We start from the raw sequence: 25,405 nt of genomic DNA, 5'->3' as shown, positions 1-25,405 counted from the left end.
TCCGCTCGGCCCATCCGGCTGTTGACGTATCAGCCCGTATTCCGCAGTCCAGCTGCAATGCCGTTGATGGTCAAGAGCACTTCGCGAAGCAGCAGGCTGTCGTCTTCGTTCAGCTCCCGCTGCGCCCGCAGCTCGGATAACAACTGCACCTGCATATAGCTAAGCGGATCGACATACGGATTGCGAAGACGGATCGACTCTTGAATGACCGGTACATTATCCAAAATTTCCTGCTGTCCGGTAATTTTCAAGATGAGATCGGACGTGCGGTCGTACTCTTCGCTGATCAGATTGAAAATCCGCTCCGCGATCACGGAATCCTTGATCATGCCGCCGTACTCTTTGGCGATCAAAAGGTCTGCTTTGGCAAGAGCCATCTGCAAGTTGTCGATCAAGGACTGAAAGAACGACCAGTTTTGGTACATGTTCTGCAATACCTTCAGATTCTCTTCCTTGCCTTGGTAGTAGCTGTATAGCCCGCTGCCCGACGCGTACCAGGCAGGCAGCAAATAACGGCTCTGCGTCCAGGCAAACACCCAAGGAATCGCGCGCAGGTCCTCGAACCGGTCGCTGCCTTTACGCTTCGAAGGTCTCGAACCGATATTCAGCTCGCCAACCTCCGGAAGAGGGGTGGATTCTTTGAAGAAGGTCAAGAAATCCGGGTCGCGGAAAATCAGATCCTGATATTTCGTCTGGGCATTCTCGGAAATATCTCTCATATAATCTTCCCACTCCGGCTCGATCACCTCGGTTTGCGGCTTGCGCGACATGAGCGCCGCCGTAATCAAGGCCGACGTCGCCTGCTCCAAGCTGCGGTAGGCGATGCCTTTCATCGAATAACGGGAGGACAACACTTCGCCCTGCTCCGTAATTTTGATGCCGCCGCCGATCGTATCGGCCGGTTGCGCGAGAATGCTGCGGTTCAGCGGCATGCCGCCGCGGCCCAATGCACCCCCGCGGCCATGGAAAAACTTCAGCTTCACGCCGAATTCCTTCGCCGCGGCCGTTATGCTGCGCAGCGCCACTCTAAGCTCCCAGTTGGCGGTAATGACGCCGCCGTCCTTGTTGCTGTCGGAATATCCGAGCATAATTTCCTGCAAATGGCTCGTGCTGATCAGGCTGTCGCGGTAAGCCGGAATTTTGAACAGCGTGCGCATAATATCCGGTGCCGCATGAAGATCGTCTATCGTTTCGAACAGCGGTACGGACTGCAGCGTACAGACCACGGTTCCGTCGCTTTCCTTGCGGTACAGGCCCGCTTCCTTGGCGAATACAAGCACTTCCAACAGATCGCTGGCTCCTTGAGTCATACTGATCAAGTAGCTGTTAATACACTGGCGGCCGAACTCCTCCTGAGCCCTCTTCACGACGCGGTACACGTTCAGACATTCGAGCGTTGATTCCGAATAATCCATGTACGGCGACGTAATCGGACGAGGCTCGCTCAGCAAGCCGCTTAGCAGCTCGATCTTGGCTTCTTCGCCAAGTCCCGCGTAATTGTCGCAAATGCTCATCTTGGCGAGAATCTCGGTCATAGCCGCTTCATGCTCTTTGCTGTGCTGACGAATATCCAGCGACGCCAAGTGGAAACCGAACAGTTCAACCTGACGAATCAGCTTGACTACATAAGAGTCGGCGATAAAGTCCGCATAGTGATTGCGCAGGCTGCGCTCGATAATTTTCAGATCGGCGAGAAACTCTTCCGGCGAATTATATTTCTGATTGGCGCCGGCCCGCGGGTTCGACGCCCGTACAATTTTTTCAATCATGTAAGTGACTTTAATCCGGTAAGGCTCATTCTCATTGCGCCATACTTCGTCGGAGCGAAGCTCCACATTGTGACGGTCGAGCTCTACCGAATCGAGAAGCTCCTGCGTCACTTCGACGATGTTTTTGCTGAAGCTCATATGATCGCGCAGATCGCGCAGCAGCTCGGCGTATTTCTCAAGGGCCAGCTGACGCTGCATGTTCAGCGTCTCCCATGTAACGTCCGAGGTCACCGAAGGGTTGCCGTCGCGGTCGCCGCCGATCCATGAGCCGAACTTCATGTACACGGGCACGTGCCATGCTTCCTCCGGATAATATTTATGCAGACAGCGTTCCAGCTCCTGATACACTTCAGGCAGAACGTCGAACAGCGTTTCGTCGAAATAGTACATCCCGTTGCGAACTTCGTCGATGACCGTCGGTTTGCGGTCTCTCAGTTCGTCGGTTTGCCACAAGGTGATAACCTCGCCAAGCAGATTGGCCCGCAGCTGCTCGCGCTCGCGGAACGTCAAGCTCGGGTTATCCAGCTCCATAACGTCGTTGGCGATACGCTGATGAATATCGAGCACGACGCGGCGGCTTGCTTCCGTCGGGTGAGCCGTCATCACCAGTTCCAGGGAGATGCCCTGAATCATGTCTTGAACCTCGGCCGCAGGAATATGCTGCTGCTTCAAATCGCGCACCACATCCTCGATTGAACCGGGCTGAACATTTTCCCCTGCGGAACGTTCATAATCGCGTTTGCGGCGAATACGGTGGTTTTGCTCCGCAATGTTAACCAATTGGAAGTAAATGGCGAACGCACGAATAACCTGATGTCTCTTATCAGGCGCCAAAGAGTTGATCGTCTCTTTGAATTCGGCGAACATTTCGGGTGTGTACTGGGCGCGCAGCATCTTGCTCATCTCTCTGATTTGCTCCACGATAGCCAGCAACTCATTGCCGCCTTGATGAACCAGCACTTCGCCCAGAATATGCCCCAAGAATCGCACATCTCTGCGAAGTAGATTGTTTGACGTGTTTTTGTTAATCAAGCTGCCTGAATCCGACATGGTTCTCCTCCATCCTTACCTAGGATCCTTAACAATTTTCCGCCCGATTCGCGGGCTGGATCTTTAATTCGATCACGAATCCCCCGTTCACCGGTCTGCTAGGTCATAATGAATATTTTAACACAATACCGCGCTACCATACAGCATTTTTCTATAGGAAATGTTAGACTTTCTCACTTTACCACGGTCTGGACAAGAAAAAAAGACTTTTTCCCGGTTGCCCCTCCCCGGAAGTATTTTGCTGAAACCTTAACCGTTTTCTTACGCATACTTCTCTTAAATGGGATTTACCAATGATTAGCGGCATACATCTATTGACACGCGAGACCGGTACCTCTATAGTTAGTTACATGAGTAATTAACCAATGTAGTAGTGGAGAGTTGGTGATCCGATTATGGGGCTGATGATTGATAATACCCGGCCTATTTTTATGCAAATAGCGGAGAAGATCGAGGATGACATCGTCGAAGGACGGCTGCCCGAAGAATCGCAGGTTCCGTCGACGAACCAATTTGCCGCCTTTTATCAGATTAATCCGGCAACGGCTGCCAAGGGAGTCAATTTGCTGGTCGATCAAGGCATCTTGTACAAAAAGCGAGGGATCGGCATGTTTGTAGCGGCGGGAGCCCGTGCGGAATTGCTGGAAAAGCGCAAGCACCAGTTTTACGAGCAATATGTCGTCACAATGATCCGCGAAGCGGCAAAGCTTGGGATTACCAAGGAACAATTGACCGAGATGATACGAAAAGGAGGGTCAACTTCATGAGCGATGTTGTTGAAGTCCGCGATTTGTATAAATCGTTCGGCAGCGTGAAAGCCGTCGACGGAATCAGCTTTTCCGTTCAATCCGGCAAAATCTACGGGCTGCTCGGCAGAAACGGCGCGGGAAAAACGACGATTATGCAGATGATTGCAGCGCAGTTATTTGCGACCGACGGAGAAATCAAAGTATTCGGACAATCTTCATATGAAAATAATCGCGTCCTAAGCCGGATTTGTTTTATCAAAGAAAGTCAGAAATACCCGGAGCACTTCCTTGTCGAGGACGTGCTGGCTCTGGCCCCATCGATCTTTCCGAATTGGGATGAAGAATTCGCCTATTCCTTGATTGAACAATTTCAGCTTCCGCTTAAGCGAAGGATCAAGAAGCTGTCGAGAGGGATGCTGTCTTCGGTAGGAATCGTAGTCGGTCTGGCCAGCCGCGCGCCGCTGACGATGTTCGACGAGCCGTATTTGGGACTGGACGCCGTCGCTAGGGGGCTGTTCTACGATAGGCTGATTGAGGATTACGCGGAACATCCGCGAACGATCATCTTGTCCACGCATTTGATTGACGAGGTCAGCCGGATTCTGGAGCATGTACTCGTCATCGACCGGGGCAAGCTGATTCTCGATGAGGAGACGGAGGCGCTGCGCGAGCAGGCGTTTGCCGTGGCCGGTACGGCTTCTACCGTCGATACATTCATAGCGGGTAAACGCACGATTTCGCGCGAACCGTTCGGCACATTCGTATCTGCTTCCATCTTGGGAAGCTTGAACGCCGCGGAGCGTCAGCGCGCAGTGGCTCTGGGACTGGAGCTTGCGCCCGTATCCTTGCAGCAGCTGATCGTCCATTTGACTAACGGCAAATCGGGGGGAAAGGAGGCCGAAGCTTTATGAACCGTATTCCGGGTATGATGAAAATGCATATAAGAGCCAAATGGACCTCCCTTCTGTTCCCATGGGTCATTTTGTTTACCAGCTTCATCATTAATCTGTTCATCAGCTATTTGATCAATAACCAGGAACCGTTCTACACCGGAGGTCTTGCATCCATTTTTTTCAGCATGCCGGTTATCGGCGCCGTTACTTTAGCCCATACGTTTCCCTTTGCTTTGGGCTTCTGTGTGCGGAGAAGGGATTATTTTCTCGGCACGGCTTTAGCGGCCGTTATCACCAACACAATTACAGCCGTTTTGCTCTGCTTGCTATCTCTCGTGGAGTCGGCAACGGATGGTTGGGGCGTAAGAATGCACTTCTTTAATGTCCCGTTCATCAATCAATTCGGCCCGCTAGGACATTTGATCATTTATTTGGTGCTCCTGCTGCATTTATATTTCCTTGGGTTTGCCGTCTCCAGCTTGCATCGCCGGTTCGGTCCGGGCGGATTATTTATGTTTCTTGCCGCCGCCCTCATCTTGCTTAGCGCCTCGGCGCTTCTGCTCACGCATTATCGGCTGTGGGGCCCATTCGCCCTAGGATTTAGCGCTCATTTCAACCTGATCGTAGGATGTATGGCACTGGCGATACTCCTCTATGCTTTCCTCTCGTATGCTCTGCTGCGCAGAGCGACGGACTGAGCCTGAACTTCCCGATTGACCGAGAAATAAGGATAATCCCGATTCCGGTTTAGCACAATAATCACAATAACTAAAATCACGGGTGAAATACGCCGGCTTTTGCTTATCGGAAACGTCTTCTTACTCGCTGCTGTCTCCCATGAAGGCCTTTGCCGATTCCGGAGACCGTTCCAGCTTGCTTCATCTATTTAACACAGTTCTAACAGGAGGTTATTCATGACGACTCAAACGATCATTCAATTCGCCGTCATTGCCGTTATCATCGTTCTTGTTGTGTGGCTTAGATCGCGCCGCGGGGACAAACCGGTCCAAAACAGCGGGCTTGGCATACTGGCTCCGGCAATCCTGCTGCCCGTTATCTTCGGCGCTTCCATTCGTTCCATGATGCATATTCCCGATCACCCGTTCCATTTGCCCGCGATTTGGGAGATGGTTTGCGCAGGCGTCCTCGGAATCGCTCTCGGCGGCATTATGCTTTATCATACAGGATATGAAAAAAGAGAGGATGGGCGGATCTACCCCAAACGCAACAAAAATTTCAAATATGTCATTATCGCCGTCATTATTATTCGCGTCGCATTGTCTCAATATTTCAAAGGCCTGGACTATACGGAGTTTACGATTTTGACGATGGTCATGGCATATTTATACATTTGCGTCTGGCGCGTCGGCAGCTTTATCAAGTTCCGCCAAATTAGCAAAACCGCATCTTGATCGGATGCTGTTATCGCGGGTCATTGCGAAGGCCGTTCTGGCTTCGGACCAGCTTGGCATGAACCGCCAGCCGGCCTTCCTCCGGGTCCAGCGTGTAATCGCAAGTAGACAGAGTAATAATCATATCTTCCGCCGTCACTTCCGTGTCGGTCCGGTACAGAGAACGGCTCCTGATTTCTTGCAAAAACCGCTCATACTGCTCGTCGCTTTCAAACGATGTTTGAATATAATTGAACTCCGTCTTCGTATAGTAGACGGAGAACACTTCGGCCTCGTAACGATCTGTCAGCGTCTCATAAGAGAACGTCCGATGCTCTTCCAAAAACTCTCTTTGCAAATATTCCTTCAATTGGCCGAACATCGAGCCGTCTTTCATCCGATGTCCGTACAAAATCGTATTGCGCCGCTCCCCGGGCGCGCCGTTGCGATAATCCATAAATATGCTGCCCGCCTTCTCGGGCTCCCGCTTCAGGTTGTGCGACAAATAAAATTCATTGTCCCGCCCTCGAACAATCGGGTAATCGATGAAGGTGTCGTCGATCTTAAGCCACCCTGCCACATCGGGATTCCAAGCGAGCAGGCCTTGAAACCGCGGCGGCGCTTCGCTGGAAGGCGCTTTTTCTACAGCGCTGTTCTCTGCGTAAACCTGCCGTGCTTCCGCCATGACCTGCCGCGCATGATGGTATCCGTTTCCGGCAGCCGCCAGCTCGACGATGCCATAGACAAGCGCGGCGGCGCTTAAAAAGGTCAGTGCTTGCAGCGAACGATCCTTGACGCGGCGGCGTAAGCCTATCCGTCCCTCATCTTGCATCGGCTCACCTTCCCTCATTAAATACCAACGGGCACCATGTAAAGACCGGTGTCCTCTCCGCTTTTCACCACAACGTCCACTCCATAAATCAGCTTGACCGTACTCTCGGTAATAACTTCATGCGGAGCACCCTTCATGGCGATTTCCCCCTGCTTCATGACGATCAAATGATCGCTGTAGCGGATCGCCTGATTAATATCATGCAGCACCATTACGATCGTAAGACCGTACTTTGCATTCAGCTGTTTGATCAGCTCCAACAATTCGATTTGGTAATAAATATCCAAATACGTCGTCGGTTCATCCAAGAACAAAATGCCGGTCTTCTGCGCCAGCGCCATGGCAATCCATACTCTTTGCCGCTCTCCTCCAGATAATTGATCGATGGTCAATTTTCTTTTCGATTGAAGATTGGTGCAGTTCAGCGCCCATTCGATCGCCTGTTCATCTTCTTCGTTACTTTGCGAAAACATACTTTTATGAGGCATCCGGCCGAATCCCGTCAGCTTCTCCACGGTCATATCCGATGGAGCGTCGTTATGCTGATGAACGACAGCCAGCTTCTTGGCCAGCTCCTTCGGCTTATACAAGCTGATCGCTTTGCCGTCCAGTATTACTTCTCCGTTTCGCGGAGTGTAGTTTTGCGACATGACGCCCAGCAGCGTCGATTTCCCGCAGCCGTTGGGACCGATGATGGTCGTAATTTTCCCTGGCTCAATATGACCGGTGACGGATTTCAGCTGATCGTTCTTTTTATCATAGGAAAATGTAATGTCTTTAATTTCCATGGATTCGATCACTCTTTCTCAGTAAAAATATCAAAAACGGTCCGCCGATCACCGTCATAATAATCGAAGCCGGAATTTCCGTCGGCGCCACCACCGTCCGCCCCAGCGTATCCGCCGTCAAAATCAGCAATGCTCCCGCAAGCGCGCTGAAAGGAATCAGCACCTTATGATCGGAGCCTACCAGAATGCGGGCGATATGCGGAATGAGCAGACCGACAAAGGCGATCAGTCCGCCGATGGCCGTTGCGACAGCAGCCAGCAGAACCGCTACGACCGAAACGAGTAGCCGGGCCCGATTGACGTTCAGCCCCAAGTTTTTCGCCGACTTATCCTGCAATGCCAGCATGTTGCACCAAGAGCACAGCATCATGGCAAGGATCAACCCGATCGTGCCATAGATGACCATGACCTCGACATCGTTCCAAGTTTTCATCGTAAATACCGAAGTCGTAGCCTGGTTCACTTGCGTCACCGCATAGCTGCCCCGGTAATTGAACGACTGCCCCAGTCCGGTAAAAGTCGCGTTCACCGCAATACCTACGAGGATAATACGAATCGGACTAAGCCCCGCCTTCCAGGAAAAGGAATATACGAGAAAGCAAGCCAGCGCGCCGCCGAGAAAAGCGAACAGCGGCATAAAGAAAAACCATTTCGGGAATATCGTAACTATCAAAATCGAGATAAACCCCGCTCCCGAAGAAATGCCGATCACTCCTGAGTCCGCCAGCGAGCTTCTCATCACCGCTTGCAGCAGCACCCCGGACACCGCCAATGCCGCTCCTACGAACAGCGCGATAATAATCCTCGGCAGACGCAAGTCGCGAATGACCTGCACATTTTTATTCGTCCCGGTAACAAGCCCGTGAATCAGCTCCCAGCTGCTTACCTTAATGCTTCCGGTCGTAGCCGAAATGGCGATGACCACAATGAGCAGGAGAATCACGGACGCTATGCTTATCACTTTTTTATTCATTATTATGCGCCCTTCATTATTAACATGGTTAATCTTACGGATACATCATGCCCATGAGTGCGTCTAACGCCTCGTTAACATCCAAATTGCCCGTCGTCCCGAACAAACGTTCTTCCAGATCGTAAACCCGCTTATTTTTCACCGCATCGAAATGCTTCCAGATGTCGTTCTTTTGAAATTCTTTATCGAACATTTTGACAACTTCTTCCGGCATTCCATGGGCCGCCCGTAAAATAATATCCGGATTCGCCTGCTGCAAATACTCCGTGTTGGAAGCCAAATATTCGACCGATTCGCCTTGTACGATATTTTTCCCTCCGGCGATCTTCACCAGATTCCCGATGTACGATTGCTCCGTAGCAACCAGGTAGCTTCCCGGCACTCCGAGCAAAATCAGTACGGTAGGCGACGGCTTGCCTTCGATTTTCTTATGGATTTCGGCCAGCTTTTCGTTGTATTTGTTAACAATAGCCTGTGCCTGCTTCTCCTGGCCGTATTTATTGCCCAACGTCTTAATGGCCTCGTTCATTTTTTCCACGCTGGTCAAATCGAGGAAGGTTGCCCCTACACCCGCATTTTGAAAAACCGGCGCCAAATCGTACTCCAACGTAGTAACAGACAGCACATCGGTCGGATTCAACGACTTGACCAGCTCCATATCCGGGCTCATCGGGTTCCCGATTTCAGTCACACCGTCGTATCGCTTCGGCAGCTCCTTATAGCTTTTGGGGATCCCTACCAAATCCAACTCCAAAGCGTCCATAATTTGCGTTACCGCCACTGTCGTCGATATGACCCGTTGTTGATCGCTAGAGCTGGCTTCAACCGGAGGAGTCATATTGATCCCCGACGAGCAGCCTGTGAGCATAATAAAAATTAGCGCGATGACCCATATCATCCTGCGTGTGTTCATCATTTGTCTTGTCCCCCCAATCATTTTTAAGCGGTGAGATAAGTCTCTACTGAGGTCCGAATGGCTTCTCGACGGCGCTTTATTGCTTTAAAAAATTGAGGAGGACACCGGTCGCCCGGCATCCCCGCAGATAGTGCTTCGTCTTTTTCTCCACTCGAGCCTTACTTCACATGATTTAACATAGCTAAAATCAACGTTACCGCCTCAGCGCGGGTGGCGCTGGCATTCGGTGCGAACAGGTTGTTGTCCCTTCCGTTGATCATGCCCAGTTCTACCGCTGCCGCTACTTGAGCTTTCGCCCAATCCGGAACTTGATCGGCGTCGGCAAAGTCCAACTCGTTCTCCGAATCGTTAGGCAGCTTCAACGCGCGGGCAATCATTACGGCGATTTCCGAACGCGTAATTTTGCGGTCTGCGCGGAACGTTTGATCTTCGTAGCTGTTGACGATTCCTTCCTGCACCGCTTGCCCGACAGTCGGCTTCACCCAATTCGGAATGCTGTCCGCGTCGGCAAAGCCGAGCTCATCGGAAGTTCCCTGAAGCTTAAGCGCCCGGCCGATCATGGCCGTAAACTCAGCACGGCTAATATCTCCATCCGGACGGAACGTTCCGTCCTCATAGCCGTTCACGATACCGAGAGCAATGGCTCGCTCAATCGACTGTTTCGCCCAATGGTCTTGGATGTCAACGAGTGCGGAAGCCTCGTGTTCACCTGGAACTGTCGGTTCCCCTCCCGTAATAGGTTCCTCTGTTCCCTCTTCGCTGGCTTTCTTTCCAAACGCATCAATATCGAAAACAAGATCCGCATCGGCGGTTTCTACCTTCTTAGGAGCAGGAGTAGAACTGCTGCTTTCCTCTTCGCTGTCCGAAGACATGTTAGCCGTTGCCTCTGCTTGCTCGTCTTCAACGTCCGGCTGAACGAAGTCAACCTGGACGTGCAATGCTTGGGTCAAATCCTTCACTTCGAATTTAACAACCCGGCTGTTGGCCGCATCGTTCTGGCTGACAACCTCGGCCCCTCCATCGCTTTCTCGATGACCGTTGCCGGACTTCCGTCAGAATTGGTGCTTCCATCCGTAGCTTCTTTGGTTTTCTCCACTTCCACCCGGAAATCGGAAATTTCATTTTGCTTGTTGATGGTGATAGAAACATACCGCTTGTCGTCTTTAACAATTAATTTGGCAGGGTGAGCGACATAGTCATTCACCTTGGATTCCAAATTGTTTCTGTACTGCAGCGCCGTGAAATCCAGATCGTATTCCCCGTTCTTCAGTGAAGCTACTACAGCGCCTGCGCCGCCGCCCAAAAGTCCGGCCGTTCCCTTAATTTTCTTCGCGCTGGATAGATCGAACGCGATTTCAACGTCATAGGTATGGAAGTAATTGAATTCCGCCCAATCTACTTTGACCCAGCCCTTCAATCTGCTGGACAGATCGGTTACCGGGAATTGAACATCCCGCGTGTTTTTCTCTTCGCTTCGGTTAATGACTTGCGTTTCAGCCAAGCCCCCATCAACCATCGTTTTAAAGCTCGTAATTTCTTTACTTTGCTTTAATGTGAAGGAAAAATATTTTTGTCCTGCATCTACGGTCAGTACCCCAGGCGAGATTACATAATCCTGCATAACCGATCTCTCATCCGTGCCGTACTTTTTGATCATAAAGTTTACGGTGTACTGGCCATCCGATAAGGAGCTGGAGCTCGATCCCGTGGAGCCGCCTCCGCCTCCACCGCCACTGCTTCCGCCGCCGGTTCCGCCTCCGCTGTTACCACTACCATTACCATTTCCGTTACCATTGCCGTTTTCGCCGCCAGTATTGCCTTCATCTGTAGACGCACTTACAAACACCACTTTGTTAAATGAAAAATCGAATTGATGAATTTGAGCGGCCTCGCCGTCCCCGCTCTGCAGTTCAATCGAATAGGTCGATGTCAAATCCTCCACTTCGAATTGAACTTCTTTTGCACTCGCATCGCTTGCCAGGACACGAACAAGTCCCGTTTCCTTGGCCGCATATTGTGGTGTAATGTCCTGTTTGGAGCCGTCCGCAGCAGTACGCTGGATTTTCTTGACGGTTACTCCGCTCTTCAATTTGAAATACGCAACCTTCTTATTGTTTTGAATCTTAAGTCCGCCCGATGGCTCCACAAAATCGCTCAACGATTTACCCGCCACCTGCTCGGATTGATAACTGAACTGGTATTCGCCGTCTTTCAACGGTTTGGTGAAATCTACAGAAATATCGCCAAATCCCAGCTCAACATCATACTCATGATCGTACAAAAATTCTGGAGTTACCTGCCAATAAATTTTGACCCAGCCGTTCAAGCGTTTGGTCAAATCCGATACTTCAAAGCGAACCACGCGCGTATTTCCGGCTTCATCGCTGCTGACCGTTTTCGCTTCCTCCAAAGCCCCGTTCTGCTCTGTTTGGAACGATTTGATTTCCGCGCTTTGCTTCAGCTTGAACGACACATACTTCTTGCCGCCCTCTACAGTCAACTTACCGCTAGCCGGATCTACATAATCATACATTACAGAGTTTTCATCCGTACCTTTTTTGTAGATCGTGTAATCAATCATATATTCGCCGTCAGGAATCGTTCCCGTTCCCGAATTATTCTTAATAACCGACGCTTGGAACGCTGTTACGGCCGCTTGCAGTGCCGCTGTTGCTGCATCGACTTGCGCTTGAGTTGCCGCTGCATTATCCGCTACCGCCTTCGCTTGGCCGATCGCGGTCAGCAATGTCGATTTAGCTCCAGCAGGATATTGGCCCGCTTCCGTTCCCTCCACAGCCGCATCATGCTTCGCTTGCGCGTCGGCAATCGCTGCGTTTAAGGTCGTTTTATTGCCTACGTCAAATTTCAAACGAATAATATAATCATTTTCATACGCGGAACCATTCGGCATCTTCGCCGATACGTGTACCTTCGCATTAAGCAGGGCAGCCAAGTCTTCAATCGGGAATTGTACTACCCGTTTATTGGCTACCGTATCGACGCTAATGACCGTCGTTTCCACCATAGCCCCGTTTTGCTCTACCTGGAAACTCGGTACCGCTTGATGATCGGTGATCGTCAACGTCACTTTCTTTTGCCCTTGCTGCACCGTTAGTTTCCCGGGCTTCACAAAGTATCTATCCATTGAAGATGCTTTGTCTTCTGTCTCATGCAGTGCCGTAAAATTCAAATCGTACTGCTCTGCCGATCCTGTATTAACCGACGCTTGGAACGCTGTTACAGCTGCTTGCAGTGCCGCTGTTGCTGCATCGACTTGCGCTTGAGTTGCCGCTGCATTATCCGCTACCGCCTTCGCTTGGCCGATCGCCGTCAGCAATGTCGCTTTGGCTCCTACAGGATATTGTCCTGCTTCCGTTCCCTCCACAGCCGCATCATGCTTCGCTTGCGCGTCGGCAATCGCTGCGTTTAAGGTCGTTTTATTGCCTACGTCAAATTTCAAACGAATAATATAATCATTTTCATACGCGGAACCATTCGGCATCTTCGCCGATACGTGTACCTTCGCATTAAGCAGGGCAGCCAAGTCTTCAATCGGGAATTGTACTACCCGTTTATTGGCTACCGTATCGACGCTAATGACCGTCGTTTCCACCATAGCCCCGTTTTGCTCTACCTGGAAACTCGGTACCGCTTGATGATCGGTGATCGTCAACGTCACTTTCTTTTGCCCTTGCTGCACCGTTAGTTTCCCGGGCTTCACAAAGTATCTATCCATTGAAGATGCTTTGTCTTCTGTCTCATGCAGTGCCGTAAAATTCAAATCGTACTGCTCTGCCGATCCTGTATTAACCGACGCTTGGAACGCTGTTACAGCTGCTTGCAGTGCCGCTGTTGCTGCATCGACTTGCGCTTGAGTTGCCGCTGCATTATCCGCTACCGCCTTCGCTTGGCCGATCGCCGTCAGCAATGTCGCTTTGGCTCCTGCAGGATATTGTCCCGCTTCCGTTCCCTCCACAGCCGCATCATGCTTCGCTTGCGCGTCGGCAATCGCTGCGTTTAGCGCGGTTTTTACCACCTGCTTGCTGAATCCGAGCTCAACATCGTACTCTTTGTCGTACAGGAAGTCCGGCGTTAATTGCCAATAAATTTTCACCCAACCGGTGAGGCGCGCGTTCAAATCATCGACAGCAAATTGCACAACTCGCGTATTTGCCGCTTTGTTCCCGCTTACGATCGATGTTTCTGCCAAAGCTCCGTTTTGCATCGTCTTAAAGGACGTAATCTCGGCGCTTTGCTTCAATGTGAACGATACGTACTGCTTACCGTTTTGTACAATCAGCTTACCGCTGTTTGGATCCACATAATCGTACATGACGGAAGGCTCGTTCGTACCTTTTTTGTAAATCATAAAGTTAATGCTTTCTTCGGAACTATCGGCATATACCGAATCCGATACCGACGCCATTTTCACGACCGAACCGCCGGCTGCTTCCGTTGCCGGGATATGTATCGTCCCAAGCAATACAAACAGCACTAGGAAGGCCGAGAACACTTTCCTGAAATACCTGTTCAAAATGATTTCTCTCCTTCTACAATAAAAAATAAAATCGATGGATATGAGGCCATGTCTCCATTCCCAAAAGTCCGTCTACGATTGCCCTTCAATTAAGCACGACGCTTTTTGCCGATGAACCGATACGACAGGAACAATGCCGAAACCAGGATCAAGCCGATCCATCCTGCGATAGGCGTGCTATCTCCGGTCTTAGGGTTTGCCGGCGCTTCTGCCTTGCTGGTATCAGTGCTGACCGCCGCCGCTTCCTGCTTCTTCGCTTCAGCTGCCGGTGCCGGGTTATCGGCTTTTACAGGCGATACTGCAGCCGCATTGTCAGTACTGGACGTTTTGGCAGACGGTTGGCTGGCAGCTGCATTTGGCGCCTGTTCCGGTTTTGCCTCCGGTTTAGCCTCTGCTTTAGCCTCCACCTTTGCTTCCGGTGCTTTTTCCTCTGTTTTGGCTGGAGCTGGCGCTGCTGCCGCACCCGTATTTTTGAGGCTATTGACGTCAAAAACGAAGCGAATCGTGTAATCATGGTCGTAATCGATATCTTTTACCGTAACGTGAATCTTGGACAACAGAGGCTTCGATATATCCTCTACTTTAAATTCCACCGCTCTCGTGTCGTTATCGGCGTCGCTATTGATGACCTTACCATCCACGAAATCGTCTTTGTCCGGAACTTTGAATACAGTGATCCACTTGCTGTGATTCATTTGGATCTGCATCGTCATTTCGCCGTTTTTGACAGTGATTTTGGCCGGTTTCTCAAAATAATCATTCGCCATGGAAACCGAATCGTTTTGGGCTTGCTTGATGGTGTAGTCGATGGTGTACGTTCCATCAGACAAATCAGCCGCTTGCGCTGCCGGCGCCACGAGTAAAACCGCCATGAACAGCATGACTAAAAAAGACGGTAAAGCTAACCATTTTTTCACAGTGTTTGTTCTCCTCCACATTCTTGAATAACTTTCTGAATAAAACGTTCACTCTTCAAAATTGTTAATAACGAGAATCATTCTCAATAAATTAACAAAAAAAAAGCGATCCCACCACTTGCTTATGAAATCCTGCATGCACAGGAAAACTCACGCGTCTAGGCTCCGTCCATCCCAACACCTCAGTTCCCGTTGTAAAAATTTTGCTTTTAAGCATTACGAATAGATATTAGCTCAACCTTCCAAAGGCTGTCAACCCATTGATTTAAGCCATTTCCAGAGCGTCAGCGCCTGATTTATCGAAAAAAACGCGCAACCATGCCTATTTGGGCCGTTTGGCGATACGCTTTGTCTCTATTATTGAATTTTCTTATAGATAAGATTGTCGCAATTCCATTGACACCCTAACTGATATTCATTATCATTTTGTTAATAATGAGATTCATTATCATTTAGGTTAATGTTTTTTTGCAACTTCAGGAGGTATTTTATGCGCAAAAGCTTTATTTTGGCGGCTATTCTTCTCGGATTATCCGGCTGCGGCAATCAAGTTCCCGGCGATTCAGCCAATGCTGCGGTCAACAATACAGGCAATTCCATTACGATTAAGGATTTCGCCGACCGTACCGTCTCTTTCCCGGCGGTTCCGACCAAGATCGCCGCTCTAGCCAACGGAGAAACGGATATCATCCAAGCACTTGGCGGAGATTTGGTTGGCAGACCTACATCAACGGACAGTTCTGTAGGCAAAGAGTTACAAAATGTAGAGCAAGTCGGTTCCACTCATGGAATCGATTTGGAGAAAATCGCATATCTTGGTCCCGATGTCGTTCTCGGCAACAATCCGATGAACATGAAGGATGTCCCCGCTATTGAAGGAATTGGCTCCAAAATGGTACTGACAAGCGCCAATTCGATCGATGAGATTAAGAAGCAAATTGTTTTATTCGGCCAGCTGTTGCATAAAGACGACAAAGCCAAAGAGCTGATCGGTCAAATCGATACGAAGGTACAGCAGCTTCAAACGGCGCAAAATCAAACGAAACCGAGAGTTCTCTTGGTATACGGAGCCCCCGGCACTTATATGGCGGCTTTGAACAATTCCTTAAGCGGAGATATCCTCGTAACCGCCGGAGGAGAAAATATCGCAGCGGATTATCCCAAGCTGGAAAACTACCCGCAGTACGCTCAGTTAAACAGCGAAAAAATTATCCAATCGAACCCGCAGCTCGTTCTCATTATGAGCCACGGGAATTCCGAGAAAGTGAAGGAAGGCTTCATGAAGGAAATGCAGCAAAATGCGGCCTGGAACAGCCTCGACGCCGTAAAAAACAACCGTGTTGAAGTACTGCCTGCCGATTTGTTCGGTACGAGTCCAGGTACGCGGATTATCGAAGCGCTCGATTACTTGGCGAAGCTTCTCCAAGCGGTGAAAGGATGAACACGTTGCAACGCGCTGCAAGAAGAAGGCTCATGATAGGCATGGCGCCAATTCTTCTTATTCTCGTCTCCCTCTATGGCCTTTCCTACGGATCGGTCTCCATTTCACTTCAAGATATTTGGGCCGTATTTACGAGCGAGAGCCAACCCATGTATGAAAAAATTATTATGAATTTGCGACTTCCCAGAGTATTGATCGGGTTGTTAGTCGGCGCTTGCCTGGCAGGCTCCGGAGCGCTTTTGCAAGGCGTTATGAAAAACCCCTTGGCAGATCCGGGCATCATCGGCGTCTCAGCAGGAGGAGGCTTGGCGGCTATTACCGCCATGATCGTGTTCCCGCAGTACAGCTATATGCTTCCTGCCGTCGCCTTTTTAGGGTCGCTGCTCACTTCTTTGCTTATCTACGTACTGGCATGGGATAAAGGAGCCTCGCCTCTCAAAATTATTTTAGCCGGCGTTGCGATTAATGCGTTGCTTGGAGCAATAACAAGCGGCATTATGGTGATTTACAGCGATCGGGTGCAGGCGGTTCTGCCGTGGCTTGCAGGGGGATTGAACAGCCGAAGCTGGTACCATTTTGGATTTATGGCTCCATACGCTATCATCGGGCTTCTTCTTACTCTGTTAACCGTTAAAGCGTCTAACCTCTTGTTGCTCGGTGATGATTCTGCCAAACTGCTCGGTCAAAAGGTGGAGTTCCAGCGTTTTCTTATCATTGTCTTATCTTCCTTTTTGGCCGGAACCGCCGTCAGTGTCGGAGGCTTAATCGGCTTTGTCGGGCTTGTCGTCCCCCATGCCGTGCGGATGATGGTAGGCGAAGATTATCGATTTCTGCTTCCGTTATCTATCGCCGGCGGTGCGGCGCTCGTAGCTCTTGCGGATACTATCGCACGGTCCTGGTTCGATCCGATTGAGCTGCCTGTCGGGATTCTGCTCGCAAGTTTGGGAGCACCGTTCTTTTTATACTTGTTGAAGAAACGGAGAATCATGTGATGAATGCTTTGGAAACCAGCCAAATACAGCTTCAAGTAGGTTCTTTCCGTCTGAACTCAGTGAACATATCTATTCCTCCGGAGAAGATGACTGCTATCGTCGGCCCGAACGGCTCCGGCAAATCGACTTTGCTTAAGATTATTTCCCGGCTGCTGCAGCCGGACGGCGGGCAAGTGCTTCTCTACGGCAAATCCATCAAAGAATACAAAACGGTCGAGTTTGCTCAAGCCTTATCCATGCTAACGCAGTCCAAAAGCTCAATCCCTGATCTTACCGTGAAAGAGCTTATCTCTTATGGCCGTTCGCCCTACAAACGAATGTTTGACCGCATGAACAAAGACGATGAGCAGATCATCGACTGGGCAATGAATATAACCGGCACCAAAAGACACGAGCAGCGAATGTTTCATACTTTATCAGGAGGTGAGCAGCAAAAAGTACGCATCGCAATGGCATTGGCGCAAAAAACGAACATCATCCTGCTGGATGAACCTACAACATTCCTGGACATTTCGCATCAGCTTGACGTTATGGAAATGCTTCAGAGGATCAATCAGGAACTGAAGATAACCGTGGTCATGGTGCTTCACGATCTTCAGCAAGCAGCATGTTACTGCCAGTATATGATCGCAATGAAGGATGGAAAAGTTCAAATCGCCGGAAATCCTAAAGAAATTATTAATGTTCATTTTTTAAACGAGGTTTACAAAATCGAGGCTAGAGTTACATTTGAGGATCAATATCCGATCATCATCCCTTTAAAAACAATAAACAATCATTAGGAGGAATTTACATGGTTATTGTGACAAACACATCTCATATTACTAAAGGAAGCGGCGAGAAACTGATCGAACGCTTCAACAAAGTCGGTAAAGTAGAATATATGGAAGGCTTTCTGGGCTTGGAGGTTTTGCTTACGGAAAATACACCGGAATACGATGAAGTTACTGTAAGTACCCGCTGGAACAAAAAAGAAGATTTCCAGGCTTGGACTCGCAGCGAGGCTTTTAAAGAAGCCCACTCTCATCGTGGCGGAACGCCGGATTACATTATCTCCAATAAGATTTCTTTCTATGAAGTCAAAATCGTAAGACAACCGATTGCTGCAAGTTAATCTCATTTATTGTTTATGTCCCTAAGCTGCACTTATTTACCGCTACTACATACATCACCTAAACACCCCATTCCTATGTGAATAGGGTGTTTATTTTAGATAACAAATTTCCATACAAATACAAAATAACTCCATTTATATGCATAATTAGAAGCTTTAAAATAACATTATCAACCGCTACCTATTGGAGGTGAAGTATGGAACTCAAAATCGTTATTGGAGCAGGCCAACAGAACAATAACCCCGGGTGGATTCATACCCAGGAAGAAGAAATGAATCTGCTCAACCGTGAACACTGGAGGGAGCGTTTTTTACCCAACAGCCTATCAGCAATACTAGCTGAACATGTATGGGAGCATCTTACTTATGAGGAAGGTGTACAAGCTGCCAGCAATTGTTTTAATTTTTTAAAACCTGGCGGATATGTTCGCTGTGCTGTACCCGATGCATTTTTTCAAAACGAATGGTATCAAAATATGGTGAAGGTTGGGGGACCAGGTCCGGAAGATCACCCCGCAGCAAGTCATAAAATTGTACATAACTATAAGACATTAAGTTCGACATTTAAGGATGCAGGATTCGATGTAGTGCTTTTAGAATACTGTGACGAGGAGGGTGAGTTTCATTATCGCGAATGGGATGAAAATAAAGGATTTATTTACCGCTCCAAACGGTTTGACCATAGAAATCAAAACGGAAAGCTAGGATTTATTTCTCTTATCGTTGATGCCATAAAGCCTGGATGATAGTGGTACCATATCGCTGCTCCTTGGCGCAAAGGTTTATTTTATTAATAATCAATAATGTAATTTATTAAAGGCATGCAAAAAAGGCCTTGATTAGATCAAGGCCGGTTCATTTCAATTATGGAGCGGGTGATGGGAATCGAACCCACGCTACCAGCTTGGAAGGCTGGAGTTCTACCATTGAACTACACCCGCATAAATAAAAATGGTCGGGACGACACGATTCGAACATGCGACCCCCTGGTCCCAAACCAGGTGCTCTACCAAGCTGAGCTACGTCCCGATGGTATATGCAGTGTACTAAAGTAGTTCACTTCATAAGCTGTTATTTTAGTTTAAGTAATATGGCGTGCCCTGAGAGATTCGAACTCCCGACCTTTTGATTCGTAGTCAAACGCTCTATCCAGCTGAGCTAAGGGCACATCTTATTGGAGCGGAAGACGGGAATCGAACCCGCGACCCTCGCCTTGGCAAGGCGATGCTCTACCGCTGAGCCACTTCCGCATAAACAATGCGCGTAGAGGGACTTGAACCCCCACGGTCTCCCGCTAGATCCTAAGTCTAGTGCGTCTGCCAATTCCGCCATACGCGCGCAAGAGTTAAACGTGAGCCATGTAGGACTCGAACCTACGACACCCTGATTAAAAGTCAGGTGCTCTACCAACTGAGCTAATGGCTCATATTAAAACTGGGGATCTAGGATTCGAACCTAGGCATGACGGAGTCAAAGTCCGTTGCCTTACCGCTTGGCTAATCCCCATTACTGTAAAGAAACATGGTGCCGTCGAGAGGACTTGAACCCCCAACCTACTGATTACAAGTCAGTTGCTCTACCAATTGAGCTACAACGGCGTGGTGGAGGCTGAGGGGATCGAACCCCCGACCCTCTGCTTGTAAGGCAGATGCTCTCCCAGCTGAGCTAAGCCTCCGTATGTATCTTTATGATGCCCTCACAAAGTAACCCAGATTTACTTTGCAAGAATTAATGGTGACCCGTAGGGGATTCGAACCCCTGTTACCTCCGTGAAAGGGAGGTGTCTTAACCCCTTGACCAACGGGCCTCGCTATGGAGCTTCCAACCGGGATCGAACCGGTGACCTCATCCTTACCATGGATGCACTCTACCTACTGAGCTATGGAAGCATGTGGCTCCCCGAACAGGACTCGAACCTGTGACAACTCGATTAACAGTCGAGTGCTCTACCAACTGAGCTATCAGGGAATGCACCGCTTGGCGACGTTCTACTCTCCCAGAACCCTTCGGTTCAAGTACCATCGACGCTGGAGGGCTTAACGGTCGTGTTCGAGATGGGAACGCGTGGTTCCCCTCCGCCATCATCACCAAACGGTTTTACTTGTTCAAGGCTTGCGCCTTGAAAACTAGATACGAAACTTGTGCGCGTAGCGAGTAATGCTTGAATGTTTCTTAGGGGCTCCCCGCAAAGTAATCGGCATAAGTTACAACGCTTCGCTTCACTTTGTGGGGCTTATTTGGTTAAGCCCTCGACCGATTAGTATTCGTCAGCTCCACACGTTGCCGTGCTTCCACCCCGAACCTATCTACCTCGTCGTCTTCAAGGGGTCTTACTTACTGGGAAATCTCATCTTGAGGGGGGCTTCACGCTTAGATGCTTTCAGCGCTTATCCCGTCCGTACGTAGCTATCCAGCCATGCTCCTGGCGGAACAACTGGTACACCAGCGGTACGTCCATCCCGGTCCTCTCGTACTAAGGACAGCTCCTCTCAAATTTCCTGCGCCCACGACAGATAGGGACCGAACTGTCTCACGACGTTCTGAACCCAGCTCGCGTACCGCTTTAATGGGCGAACAGCCCAACCCTTGGGACCTACTTCAGCCCCAGGATGCGATGAGCCGACATCGAGGTGCCAAACCTCCCCGTCGATGTGGACTCTTGGGGGAGATAAGCCTGTTATCCCCAGGGTAGCTTTTATCCGTTGAGCGATGGCCCTTCCATTCGGTACCACCGGATCACTAAGCCCGACTTTCGTCCCTGCTCGACCTGTTTGTCTCGCAGTCAAGCTCCCTTCTGCCTTTGCACTCTTCGAATGATTTCCAACCATTCTGAGGGAACCTTGGGGCGCCTCCGTTACACTTTAGGAGGCGACCGCCCCAGTCAAACTGCCCACCTGACACTGTCCCCATACCGGTTCACGGTACCAGGTTAGAACTCCGATACGATCAGGGTGGTATCCCAACGTCGCCTCCACACAAGCTGGCGCTCATGCTTCTCAGGCTCCCACCTATCCTGTACAGATCGTACCAAAGTCCAATATCAAGCTGCAGTAAAGCTCCATGGGGTCTTTCCGTCTTGTCGCGGGTAACCTGCATCTTCACAGGTATTAAAATTTCACCGGATCTCTCGTTGAGACAGCGCCCAAGTCGTTACGCCATTCGTGCGGGTCAGAATTTACCTGACAAGGAATTTCGCTACCTTAGGACCGTTATAGTTACGGCCGCCGTTTACTGGGGCTTCGGTTCATAGCTTCGGGATTGCTCCCTAACCACTCCCCTTAACCTTCCAGCACCGGGCAGGCGTCAGCCCGTATACTTCGCCTTGCGGCTTCGCACAGACCTGTGTTTTTGCTAAACAGTCGCTTGGGCCTTTTCACTGCGGCCCCCTCGGGCTATTCACCCTACCGAGGCACCCCTTCTCCCGAAGTTACGGGGTCATTTTGCCGAGTTCCTTAACGAGAGTTCTTCCGCGCGCCTTAGCATGCTCTGCTCGCCTACCTGTGTCGGTTTGCGGTACGGGCACCTTCTCCCTGGCTAGAGGCTTTTCTTGGCAGCCTGAACTCATGACCTTCGCTACTGTTATTTTCGCTCCCCATCACAGACCAGCCTAATGATGTGCGGATTTGCCTACACATCAGCCTCTCTGCTTGGACGGGCATCCATCAGCCCGCGTCACTATCCTTCTGCGTCACCCCATTGCTCATAACGGTTCACGGTGGTACAGGAATTTCAACCTGTTGTCCTTCGACTACGCCTTTCGGCCTCGCCTTAGGTCCCGACTTACCCTGAGCGGACGAGCCTTCCTCAGGAACCCTTAGGCTTTCGGCGGATCAGATTCTCACTGATCTTTTCGTTACTCATACCGGCATTCTCACTTGTGTACTGTCCAGCGCTCCTTACGGTACACCTTCAACCTATACACAACGCTCCCCTACCAGAGCGCAAATCTTGTTTGCGCAATCCATAGCTTCGGTGGTGTGTTTAGCCCCGTTACATTTTCGGCGCAGAGTCACTCGACCAGTGAGCTATTACGCACTCTTTCAATGGTGGCTGCTTCTAAGCCAACATCCTGGTTGTCTGCGCAACTCCACATCCTTTCCCACTTAACACACACTGGGGGACCTTAGCTGATGGTCTGGGCTGTTTCCCTCTTGACAATGGATCTTAGCACTCACTGTCTGACTCCCGGGATAAAGTATGTGGCATTCAGAGTTTGACTGGACTTGGTAACCCTTGGCGGGCCCCGCACCCAATCAGTGCTTTACCTCCACTACTCATCTCCCGAGGCTAGCCCTAAAGCTATTTCGGGGAGAACCAGCTATCTCCGAGTTCGATTGGAATTTCTCCGCTACCCCCACCTCATCCCCGAATTTTTCAACATTCGTGGGTTCGGGCCTCCAGTGCGTGTTACCGCACCTTCACCCTGGACAGGGGTAGATCACACGGTTTCGGGTCTACGCCCACGTACTTCGTCGCCCTATTCAGACTCGCTTTCGCTGCGGCTTCGGCTCTTCACCTTAACCTTGCACGGGAACGTAACTCGCCGGTTCATTCTACAAAAGGCACGCCATCACTCATTAACGAGCTCTGACTTCTTGTAAGCACACGGTTTCAGGTTCTATTTCACTCCGCTCCCGCGGTTCTTTTCACCTTTCCCTCACGGTACTGCTTCACTATCGGTCGCTAGGGAGTATTTAGCCTTGGCAGATGGTCCTGCCTGCTTCCCACGAGGTTTCACGTGTCTCGCGGTACTCGGGATCCGTCTAAGGTGTTCGCAGAATTTCAATTACAGGGCTTTTACCTTCTATGGCCGGCCTTTCCAGACCGCTTCGTCTACCCTGCTGCACCTATGTTGACGTCCCACAACCCCAGAGAGCAAGCCCTCTGGTTTGGGCTGTTCCGCTTTCGCTCGCCGCTACTGACGGAATCACTTTTGTTTTCTTCTCCTGAGGGTACTTAGATGTTTCAGTTCCCCTCGTATGCCTCTGCACACCCTATGTATTCAGATGTGAGTAACTGAGAATTACCTCAGCTGGGTTTCCCCATTCGGATATCCCCGGATCAATGCCTGCTTACGGCTCCCCGAGGCGATTTCGTCGTTCGCCACGTCCTTCTTCGGCTCCTAGCGCCTAGGCATCCTCCGTGTGCTCTTATTAGCTTAACCATGCTAATACACGTTGTATTGCTCTACGCATTTCGTTTCGTTATCTAGTTTTCAAGGAACAATCTTATTGAAATTGAGAGTCATTAGGCTTCCTTTGCGGGCACCTTTGTCCTCTCAAAACTGAGCAACGAGTGAGTGACGTTGCAACTGTTACATCGAGTTCGTCGATGTCCGTTGTCAACTATTGTGCAACTGTCAGTTGCTTATGTCCGATGACCTGCAGTCACCATGGACTCCATAGAAAGGAGGTGATCCAGCCGCACCTTCCGATACGGCTACCTTGTTACGACTTCACCCCAATCATCTACCCCACCTTCGGCGGCTGGCTCCTTGCGGTTACCCCACCGACTTCGGGTGTTGTAAACTCTCGTGGTGTGACGGGCGGTGTGTACAAGACCCGGGAACGTATTCACCGCGGCATGCTGATCCGCGATTACTAGCAATTCCGACTTCATGCAGGCGAGTTGCAGCCTGCAATCCGAACTGAGACCGGCTTCTAAAGATTCGCTCCAGATCGCTCCTTCGCTTCCCGTTGTACCGGCCATTGTAGTACGTGTGTAGCCCAGGTCATAAGGGGCATGATGATTTGACGTCATCCCCGCCTTCCTCCGGTTTGTCACCGGCAGTCACTCTAGAGTGCCCAACTGAATGCTGGCAACTAAAGTCAAGGGTTGCGCTCGTTGCGGGACTTAACCCAACATCTCACGACACGAGCTGACGACAACCATGCACCACCTGTCTCCTCTGTCCCGAAGGCCGCCCCTATCTCTAGGGGATTCAGAGGGATGTCAAGACCTGGTAAGGTTCTTCGCGTTGCTTCGAATTAAACCACATACTCCACTGCTTGTGCGGGTCCCCGTCAATTCCTTTGAGTTTCACTCTTGCGAGCGTACTCCCCAGGCGGAGTGCTTACTGTGTTGACTTCGGCACCAAGGGTATCGAAACCCCTAACACCTAGCACTCATCGTTTACGGCGTGGACTACCAGGGTATCTAATCCTGTTTGCTCCCCACGCTTTCGCGCCTCAGCGTCAGTTACGGTCCAGAAAGTCGCCTTCGCCACTGGTGTTCCTCCACATCTCTACGCATTTCACCGCTACACGTGGAATTCCACTTTCCTCTCCCGCACTCAAGTCACCCAGTTTTCAGTGCGATCCGGGGTTGAGCCCCGGGCTTAAACACCAAACTTAAATGACCGCCTGCGCGCGCTTTACGCCCAATAATTCCGGACAACGCTTGCCCCCTACGTATTACCGCGGCTGCTGGCACGTAGTTAGCCGGGGCTTTCTTCTCAGGTACCGTCACCCTTAGAGCAGTTACTCTCTAAGGCGTTCTTCCCTGGCAACAGAGCTTTACGATCCGAAAACCTTCATCACTCACGCGGCGTTGCTCCGTCAGACTTGCGTCCATTGCGGAAGATTCCCTACTGCTGCCTCCCGTAGGAGTCTGGGCCGTGTCTCAGTCCCAGTGTGGCCGATCACCCTCTCAGGTCGGCTACGCATCGTCGCCTTGGTAGGCCGTTACCCTACCAACTAGCTAATGCGCCGCAGGCCCATCCGTAAGCCACAGCCCTGAATAAATTCAGAACCGTGTTTCATGATCCCCTCATGCGAGAAGACCAGCTATCCGGTCTTAGCTATCGTTTCCGATAGTTATCCCGATCTTACAGGCAGGTTGCCTACGTGTTACTCACCCGTCCGCCGCTAACCGTTCCCGAAGGAACAGTCCGCTCGACTTGCATGTATTAGGCACGCCGCCAGCGTTCGTCCTGAGCCAGGATCAAACTCTCCATTAAAGTACGACCGGCGCCGAAGCACCTTTCGTTATAACAGAGCTTGTCTTAAGCTCAAAATTCAATGCTAGCGAGAATTTGCATTCTC

The 25,405-nt window shown here is 50.3% G+C and carries 17 protein-coding genes, 12 tRNA genes and 3 rRNA genes; 9 read left to right on the top strand and 23 right to left on the bottom strand.

The features are described from left to right. Nucleotides 1–29: 29 nt before the first annotated feature. Complete coding sequence (gene ppc, locus SK3146_RS21630) at nt 30–2,819, bottom strand: phosphoenolpyruvate carboxylase (protein WP_249860721.1); 2,790 nt, start codon at nt 2,817–2,819, stop codon at nt 30–32. A gap of 431 nt (nt 2,820–3,250) precedes the next feature. Between ppc and SK3146_RS21625 the strand changes: the two genes are divergently transcribed. The 4 genes from SK3146_RS21625 (at nt 3,251) to SK3146_RS21610 (ending at nt 5,873) form a co-directional block, all read left to right on the top strand. Then, nucleotides 3,251–3,586, top strand: a complete 336-nt coding sequence (locus SK3146_RS21625) for a GntR family transcriptional regulator (RefSeq protein WP_434006809.1) — start codon at nt 3,251–3,253, stop codon at nt 3,584–3,586. After that, complete coding sequence (locus tag SK3146_RS21620) at nt 3,583–4,479, top strand: ABC transporter ATP-binding protein (protein ID WP_249860719.1); 897 nt, start codon at nt 3,583–3,585, stop codon at nt 4,477–4,479. The genes SK3146_RS21625 and SK3146_RS21620 overlap by 4 nt, the downstream gene beginning before the upstream one ends. Then, nucleotides 4,476–5,159 carry a hypothetical protein gene (locus SK3146_RS21615; RefSeq protein WP_249860718.1) on the top strand — a complete coding sequence of 228 codons (684 nt, stop codon included), beginning with the start codon at nt 4,476–4,478 and terminating at the stop codon, nt 5,157–5,159. The genes SK3146_RS21620 and SK3146_RS21615 overlap by 4 nt, the downstream gene beginning before the upstream one ends. A 216-nt stretch (nt 5,160–5,375) precedes the next feature. Further along, nucleotides 5,376–5,873 (top strand): CcdC protein domain-containing protein, encoded by a 498-nt coding sequence (locus SK3146_RS21610; RefSeq protein WP_249860717.1) that lies wholly within the window; start codon nt 5,376–5,378, stop codon nt 5,871–5,873. A 10-nt stretch (nt 5,874–5,883) separates the two neighbouring features. Here the strand turns inward: SK3146_RS21610 and srtB are convergent, their stop codons facing one another. The 7 genes from srtB to isdC form a co-directional block, all read right to left on the bottom strand. After that, nucleotides 5,884–6,684 (bottom strand): class B sortase, encoded by an 801-nt coding sequence (gene srtB, locus SK3146_RS21605; RefSeq protein WP_249860716.1) that lies wholly within the window; start codon nt 6,682–6,684, stop codon nt 5,884–5,886. Nucleotides 6,685–6,701: 17 nt separating this feature from the next. Further along, nucleotides 6,702–7,472 carry an ABC transporter ATP-binding protein gene (locus tag SK3146_RS21600; RefSeq protein ID WP_249866399.1) on the bottom strand — a complete coding sequence of 257 codons (771 nt, stop codon included), beginning with the start codon at nt 7,470–7,472 and terminating at the stop codon, nt 6,702–6,704. Next, nucleotides 7,462–8,445 carry a FecCD family ABC transporter permease gene (locus SK3146_RS21595; RefSeq protein ID WP_249860715.1) on the bottom strand — a complete coding sequence of 328 codons (984 nt, stop codon included), beginning with the start codon at nt 8,443–8,445 and terminating at the stop codon, nt 7,462–7,464. Before SK3146_RS21595 ends, SK3146_RS21600 begins: the two co-directional genes overlap by 11 nt. A 34-nt stretch (nt 8,446–8,479) precedes the next feature. After that, nucleotides 8,480–9,358, bottom strand: coding sequence for a heme ABC transporter substrate-binding protein IsdE (gene isdE / locus SK3146_RS21590; RefSeq protein WP_249866398.1), 879 nt, complete (start codon nt 9,356–9,358; stop codon nt 8,480–8,482). A gap of 161 nt (nt 9,359–9,519) precedes the next feature. Continuing rightward, nucleotides 9,520–10,320, bottom strand: a complete 801-nt coding sequence (locus tag SK3146_RS21585) for an S-layer homology domain-containing protein (protein WP_249860714.1) — start codon at nt 10,318–10,320, stop codon at nt 9,520–9,522. Then, nucleotides 10,317–13,856: an NEAT domain-containing protein gene (locus tag SK3146_RS21580; RefSeq protein ID WP_249860713.1), complete on the bottom strand. Its 3,540-nt coding sequence runs from the start codon at nt 13,854–13,856 to the stop codon at nt 10,317–10,319. Before SK3146_RS21580 ends, SK3146_RS21585 begins: the two co-directional genes overlap by 4 nt. A gap of 131 nt (nt 13,857–13,987) precedes the next feature. After that, nucleotides 13,988–14,815 carry a heme uptake protein IsdC gene (gene isdC / locus SK3146_RS21575; protein ID WP_249860712.1) on the bottom strand — a complete coding sequence of 276 codons (828 nt, stop codon included), beginning with the start codon at nt 14,813–14,815 and terminating at the stop codon, nt 13,988–13,990. A gap of 490 nt (nt 14,816–15,305) precedes the next feature. Between isdC and SK3146_RS21570 the strand changes: the two genes are divergently transcribed. The 5 genes from SK3146_RS21570 (at nt 15,306) to SK3146_RS21550 (ending at nt 19,108) form a co-directional block, all read left to right on the top strand. Continuing rightward, complete coding sequence (locus SK3146_RS21570; protein ID WP_249860711.1) at nt 15,306–16,256, top strand: ABC transporter substrate-binding protein; 951 nt, start codon at nt 15,306–15,308, stop codon at nt 16,254–16,256. After that, a complete protein-coding gene (locus tag SK3146_RS21565; protein ID WP_249860710.1) occupies nt 16,253–17,248 on the top strand; it encodes a FecCD family ABC transporter permease in 996 nt (331 codons plus the stop codon). The genes SK3146_RS21570 and SK3146_RS21565 overlap by 4 nt, the downstream gene beginning before the upstream one ends. Continuing rightward, nucleotides 17,248–18,030: an ABC transporter ATP-binding protein gene (locus SK3146_RS21560; RefSeq protein ID WP_249860709.1), complete on the top strand. Its 783-nt coding sequence runs from the start codon at nt 17,248–17,250 to the stop codon at nt 18,028–18,030. Before SK3146_RS21565 ends, SK3146_RS21560 begins: the two co-directional genes overlap by 1 nt. Nucleotides 18,031–18,041: 11 nt before the next feature. Next, nucleotides 18,042–18,362: a heme oxygenase gene (gene isdG, locus SK3146_RS21555; protein WP_249860708.1), complete on the top strand. Its 321-nt coding sequence runs from the start codon at nt 18,042–18,044 to the stop codon at nt 18,360–18,362. Nucleotides 18,363–18,559: 197 nt separating this feature from the next. Further along, nucleotides 18,560–19,108 carry a class I SAM-dependent methyltransferase gene (locus tag SK3146_RS21550; protein WP_249860707.1) on the top strand — a complete coding sequence of 183 codons (549 nt, stop codon included), beginning with the start codon at nt 18,560–18,562 and terminating at the stop codon, nt 19,106–19,108. Nucleotides 19,109–19,229: 121 nt separating this feature from the next. Here SK3146_RS21550 and SK3146_RS21545 read toward each other — a convergent pair. From SK3146_RS21545 to SK3146_RS21475, 15 genes are all read right to left on the bottom strand, one after another. Next, nucleotides 19,230–19,303: transfer RNA gene (locus SK3146_RS21545), tRNA-Gly, on the bottom strand. A gap of 11 nt (nt 19,304–19,314) precedes the next feature. Further along, a tRNA-Pro gene (locus SK3146_RS21540) sits at nt 19,315–19,391 on the bottom strand. A gap of 62 nt (nt 19,392–19,453) precedes the next feature. After that, nucleotides 19,454–19,530 (bottom strand) — tRNA-Arg (locus tag SK3146_RS21535). Nucleotides 19,531–19,537: 7 nt separating this feature from the next. Further along, nucleotides 19,538–19,612 (bottom strand) — tRNA-Gly (locus SK3146_RS21530). 8 nt (nt 19,613–19,620) lie between these two features. Then, nucleotides 19,621–19,700 (bottom strand) — tRNA-Leu (locus SK3146_RS21525). 14 nt (nt 19,701–19,714) lie between these two features. Beyond that, nucleotides 19,715–19,787 (bottom strand) — tRNA-Lys (locus tag SK3146_RS21520). 9 nt (nt 19,788–19,796) lie between these two features. Further along, nucleotides 19,797–19,868, bottom strand: a tRNA-Gln gene (locus SK3146_RS21515). 16 nt (nt 19,869–19,884) lie between these two features. Further along, nucleotides 19,885–19,960: transfer RNA gene (locus tag SK3146_RS21510), tRNA-Thr, on the bottom strand. A gap of 1 nt (nt 19,961) precedes the next feature. Next, a tRNA-Val gene (locus SK3146_RS21505) sits at nt 19,962–20,037 on the bottom strand. A gap of 57 nt (nt 20,038–20,094) precedes the next feature. After that, nucleotides 20,095–20,169 (bottom strand) — tRNA-Glu (locus tag SK3146_RS21500). 6 nt (nt 20,170–20,175) lie between these two features. Beyond that, a tRNA-Thr gene (locus SK3146_RS21495) sits at nt 20,176–20,251 on the bottom strand. Between the two features lie 3 nt (nt 20,252–20,254). Then, nucleotides 20,255–20,330 (bottom strand) — tRNA-Asn (locus SK3146_RS21490). A 7-nt stretch (nt 20,331–20,337) separates the two neighbouring features. Further along, nucleotides 20,338–20,454, bottom strand: a 5S ribosomal RNA gene (gene rrf / locus SK3146_RS21485). A 145-nt stretch (nt 20,455–20,599) separates the two neighbouring features. Further along, nucleotides 20,600–23,526 (bottom strand): 23S ribosomal RNA (locus SK3146_RS21480). Nucleotides 23,527–23,767: 241 nt separating this feature from the next. Then, nucleotides 23,768–25,320 (bottom strand): 16S ribosomal RNA (locus tag SK3146_RS21475). Together the 16S, 23S and 5S rRNA genes with 12 tRNA genes alongside form the textbook arrangement of a ribosomal RNA operon. Nucleotides 25,321–25,405 lie beyond the last annotated feature (85 nt).

Source organism: Paenibacillus konkukensis, from assembly GCF_023523925.1.
In the GTDB taxonomy this organism is placed as follows: Bacteria; Bacillota; Bacilli; order Paenibacillales; family NBRC-103111; genus Paenibacillus_S; species Paenibacillus_S doosanensis.
Note: the sequence above shows the minus strand (reverse complement) of the source record. Positions and strands in the feature narration are given on the sequence as shown.

Excerpts from the sequence above, each read along its gene's own strand:
- SK3146_RS21620 (WP_249860719.1), top strand. The coding sequence starts at position 3,583 with ATGAGCGATGTTGTTGAAGTCCGCGATTTGTATAAATCGTTCGGCAGC.
- ppc (WP_249860721.1), bottom strand. The coding sequence starts at position 2,819 with ATGTCGGATTCAGGCAGCTTGATTAACAAAAACACGTCAAACAATCTA.
- SK3146_RS21565 (WP_249860710.1), top strand. The coding sequence starts at position 16,253 with ATGAACACGTTGCAACGCGCTGCAAGAAGAAGGCTCATGATAGGCATG.
- SK3146_RS21615 (WP_249860718.1), top strand. The coding sequence starts at position 4,476 with ATGAACCGTATTCCGGGTATGATGAAAATGCATATAAGAGCCAAATGG.
- SK3146_RS21610 (WP_249860717.1), top strand. The coding sequence starts at position 5,376 with ATGACGACTCAAACGATCATTCAATTCGCCGTCATTGCCGTTATCATC.
- SK3146_RS21625 (WP_434006809.1), top strand. The coding sequence starts at position 3,251 with ATGCAAATAGCGGAGAAGATCGAGGATGACATCGTCGAAGGACGGCTG.
- SK3146_RS21595 (WP_249860715.1), bottom strand. The coding sequence starts at position 8,445 with ATGAATAAAAAAGTGATAAGCATAGCGTCCGTGATTCTCCTGCTCATT.
- SK3146_RS21550 (WP_249860707.1), top strand. The coding sequence starts at position 18,560 with ATGGAACTCAAAATCGTTATTGGAGCAGGCCAACAGAACAATAACCCC.
- isdE (WP_249866398.1), bottom strand. The coding sequence starts at position 9,358 with ATGAACACACGCAGGATGATATGGGTCATCGCGCTAATTTTTATTATG.
- isdG (WP_249860708.1), top strand. The coding sequence starts at position 18,042 with ATGGTTATTGTGACAAACACATCTCATATTACTAAAGGAAGCGGCGAG.
- srtB (WP_249860716.1), bottom strand. The coding sequence starts at position 6,684 with ATGCAAGATGAGGGACGGATAGGCTTACGCCGCCGCGTCAAGGATCGT.
- SK3146_RS21560 (WP_249860709.1), top strand. The coding sequence starts at position 17,248 with ATGAATGCTTTGGAAACCAGCCAAATACAGCTTCAAGTAGGTTCTTTC.
- SK3146_RS21600 (WP_249866399.1), bottom strand. The coding sequence starts at position 7,472 with ATGGAAATTAAAGACATTACATTTTCCTATGATAAAAAGAACGATCAG.
- SK3146_RS21570 (WP_249860711.1), top strand. The coding sequence starts at position 15,306 with ATGCGCAAAAGCTTTATTTTGGCGGCTATTCTTCTCGGATTATCCGGC.